This is a genomic window from Hansschlegelia beijingensis (genome assembly GCF_045505405.1).
GTDB lineage: Bacteria > Pseudomonadota > Alphaproteobacteria > Rhizobiales > Methylopilaceae > Methylopila > Methylopila beijingensis_A.
Genome location: NZ_JBJKEX010000319.1, coordinates 1 through 3,573, shown reverse-complemented (window position 1 = coordinate 3,573; position 3,573 = coordinate 1). Strand labels below are relative to the sequence as shown.

The following is a 3,573-nucleotide window of genomic DNA, read 5'->3' as shown; positions in this document are numbered from 1 at the left end:
CGCCGAACGGGCCGGCCGCGCCTTGCGCCCATGCCGGATGGGCGGCGGCACAGACCAGCGCGACGGTGCCGGCGAGAGCAAGCAGCCGCCACAGCGGCCGCGATCGACTCACCGGCACGCCACGAGCAGCGTGTTGGAGAACTGCGCGCCGAAGTTCGCCCCCGGCGACAGGCCGCTGAAGAAGCTCTCGCTCAGCTTCTTGGACTGATCCGCATCCGGCGCCTTCGGGCGCTCGAGATCGACGCCGCATCCCTCGGGCGCAGAGACGATCCTGGCCGGATCCTCCTTGGCGAACTCGAAGGCGACGAAATAGGTCGGATCGTAAACCTCGACCCGGAACGGCTCGCCCTTCGCGGGGGCGTTGTCCTTCACCGGAAGGGTGAAGTGCAGGGTCAGGGCGCCTTGCGGGCCGCTCTCCAGCCAGTAGTCGACGGGCGTGTCGAACACCACGCGCTTGTCGCCGAACTTGCCGAAGGTGAAGAACTTGAACTCGGCGAGCGAGGTCACGTTGACCTCGGCGAGCGGCGCGAGCTCCTCCCGCGTCAGCTTTCCGTCACCGTCCGCGTCCAGCCCCTGGGTGGCGAAGGACGAGAACATGTCGTCGAAGGTCCAGGCGTGCCGCACCGCCGTGATCCGGCCCTCGGGGCCATAGACGAGCTCGCTACGCGCCGTGACCCAGACATGGGGGTGCGCGAAGGCCTCCGAGGCGACCAGGCAGCCGACCAGGACCAGCAGGAACCGCAGTGACGTCATGAGCCTCGCCGCCTGAAAGGGGCGACGGTCTTGACCGGAAGTAAGGCCGAAACAGGGCGCGAGGCCTGCGCTTCCTGCGGCCTCACGAAGGTTTGGCCCGGCGATACGTCGCTTGAGGGCATGGCGCTTGATTCGGCCGCGCTTCGCCATGGGGTCGCGCTGGGAACCGCCGGGGACGGGTCCACCGAGGCGCGCGCCTCGTGCAGGGCGGCGCGCAGGGCCGCTCGCTTGACCCTGCCGGGGTCGGTCTGTTTGATGGCGCGCTTTGCGGACGGGGGGCGCCGCGGCGACGCGGCAGGACAGCGGGCGGACGATTTGCAGCCGGACGAGAAGACGCTGAAGGCGGCCGCGCGCGCCTATCAGAAGGCGCGACGCTACGAGAAGAGGTTCGACTACGCAAACGCTGCGGAGTGGCACCAGCGGGCGATCCGTCTCGGCCGCGAAAGCCCCGACAGCTACGCCCAGCTTGGCGTCTGCCTGACGCGTATCGAGGACTACAAGGGCGCCGCGGAAGCCTACCAGCGGTCGATCGACGCCGACGACGCGCCGCTGGCGCGCTTCACGGCCTTCGCCTCTCTTCTGAAGCGGACCGGAGAGCCCGAGCGCGCCGAGCGCATCTATCGGCGGGCCTGGGAGCGCTTTCCTTGCGGCCGGCTGGCGCTTGAGCTCGGCCGCGAGACGCAGAGCTCCGACGTGTTCCGGATGATGGCCGGAGAGGGCGCCAGGGCGCCGGAGCTCGAGGCGCTGCGCCATGCGCTCGGGGCCCGGGAGGCCCGCGAAGGGGATGCGATCGGCATGCTCGCGCGGCTCGCCGCCCGGCCCGAGCTCTCGGCCTATTTCTGGCTCTATCTCTACGCCCGGCTGTTCCGGGAGAACTTTGCGGCCGCCGCGCTGCTCGCCAAGCGGATCGCGGCGGAGCACGTTCTGGCCGCGGCCGAGGACGCGCCTCCGCAGTCCGTCGAGGAGCTTCATCTCGCGGTGGCGGCCGCCTGCTATGCGGAGCGCTTCGACGCCGGGCGCGCAATCCTGGACCGCTTCACGGCGGAGCAAGGGGCTGAGGAGAACAGGGCCGCGGCGCTCGCCGTCACGTTGGACCTGCTGGTGAGCGAAGGCCGCGTCGACGAGGCCCGCAGGCTGCTGGCCGATGGCGGCGAGGCGGGCGACCTGGCGTTCCAGGACATGCTTCGCGGCAAATCCTGCGCGATCGTCGAGCCCGCGGTGACCGGCGTCGGCGCCGGCGCGGAGATAGACGCCCACGACCTCGTCGCGCGCACCAACGTCACGGATCCGGCGCTGCTCGAGAACAACCGCGCCCTGGCTGGGGCCCGGACGGACATCGTCTTCTACGGCACCGGCTACGTCAGGACCCGGGCGCAGAAGATTCTGGACTATCTCGCGGCCAACCCGGCGAAGCTGATCGTGCTGCGGCACCCCAGCACCCGGAGGCGTTTCGCGAAGAGCTTGCCCGACCAGCCGAGCAGGCTCTGGGCATCCCTGAAGAAGCGCGACTTCATCGGGCATGGCTTCGCCCTCCGGCACATCCTGCACGATCTCGTGCTGCACGCCGACCGCCCGGTCTCGGTGTACGGGGCCGATTTCTATCTCGGCGACCAGCCGCATTACGCCGGCTACTTCGACGGTGAGTTCGATCTCTGGTTCGAATACGCCCGGCACGACGTGTTCGACACGTTCATGTTCATGAAGCGGCTGGCCGAGGCAGGCCACATCCGGTGCGACCCGGTCCTGCAGGCGATCCTCTCCGAAGACATCGAAAATTTCGCCTCGCGCATCAGCCGCCGGCTCCAGGACGATGGGGCCGAGCGCAAGGTCGCTTGATGAAATTAGGCGTGCTGACCTTCAGCTACGCGAACTTCGCCGGGTTCGCGCGGGCGATGAAGCGTCGCGGCGTCTATTCCGTGAACCTCGGCGACTTCATGCAGACGCTCGCGATCCGCAGCGTCTACAAGCGGCTCGGGGTCCCCGAGGGGGAGGTCGTCGCGGTCGACCGCGACACCATCGCCTCCTATGCGGGGCCGCCCGTCGTGCTGCCGATGAACGGCTGCTTCTACGACTGGTGCTTCCCGCTGCCGGAGGCGATCACACCGCTTTTCGTCGGGTTCCAGGCGCGCGCATCCGTGATCGAGCGTTTCCACGATCATCTCGCCCGTTTCCAGCCGATCGGCTGCCGGGACAGCGCCACCGCTGAGGCGCTGCGGGCGCAGGGCGTCGAAGCGTTCGTGACCGGCTGCCTCACGCTGGCGCTGCCGCCGCGAGAGGCTGAGCCGCAGTCCGGAAAAACGCTCGTGGTCTACGGCGCCAAGGCCGGACGGCTGCCGTCCGAGGTGCTGCCGCACGCGCCACGAGAGCTGTTCGCCAATCTCGACTTCGTGTCCCAGCGCAAGCATGTGCACCGGTTTCCGCTCGACGCGGCGGGGCGAGCCGAGGCCGAGCGCCACGCCGCCCACCTTCTGCGGACCTATCGCAGATCCGCTGCTCTGGTGATCACGCCGCTGCACCACGCCGCGACGCCGTGCATCGCCTCTGGCGTGCCGGTGGTGATCGCCCGCGCGACCGACGACCCGCGCTTCAGCTTCCTGCGCGAGTTGACGCCGGTCTATCTGCCCGAGGACTTCGCGCGGATCAACTGGGCGCCGCGCCCGGTCGACATCGCGCCGGTGCGGGACAAGCTCGTCGAGCACGTCCGCCAGGGCCTCGACGGGGTCGATGACTTCACGCACCGGCGGGGTGCCGGACGCGACGATCAGGCATTCCGCCGCCATGGCTTCGATCAGCGACCAGGACAGGACGAACGGGTAGGTC

The 3,573-nt window shown here is 69.4% G+C and carries 2 protein-coding genes and 1 pseudogene; 2 read left to right on the top strand and 1 reads right to left on the bottom strand.

The window, feature by feature from the left end:
• Positions 1–108: 108 nt before the first annotated feature.
• Positions 109–753, bottom strand: coding sequence for a DUF1007 family protein (locus ACIKT0_RS15160; RefSeq protein ID WP_407106151.1), 645 nt, complete (start codon positions 751–753; stop codon positions 109–111).
• A gap of 315 nt (positions 754–1,068) precedes the next feature.
• Between ACIKT0_RS15160 and ACIKT0_RS15155 the strand changes: the two genes are divergently transcribed.
• Together ACIKT0_RS15155 and ACIKT0_RS15150 are read left to right on the top strand one after the other, a co-directional pair.
• Positions 1,069–2,589: a tetratricopeptide repeat protein gene (locus tag ACIKT0_RS15155; protein ID WP_407106150.1), complete on the top strand. Its 1,521-nt coding sequence runs from the start codon at positions 1,069–1,071 to the stop codon at positions 2,587–2,589.
• Positions 2,589–3,251, top strand: a pseudogene (locus ACIKT0_RS15150) (polysaccharide pyruvyl transferase family protein); the annotation flags it as partial. The gene ACIKT0_RS15155 and the pseudogene ACIKT0_RS15150, both read left to right, overlap by 1 nt.
• Between the last annotated feature and the right edge of the window lie 322 nt (positions 3,252–3,573).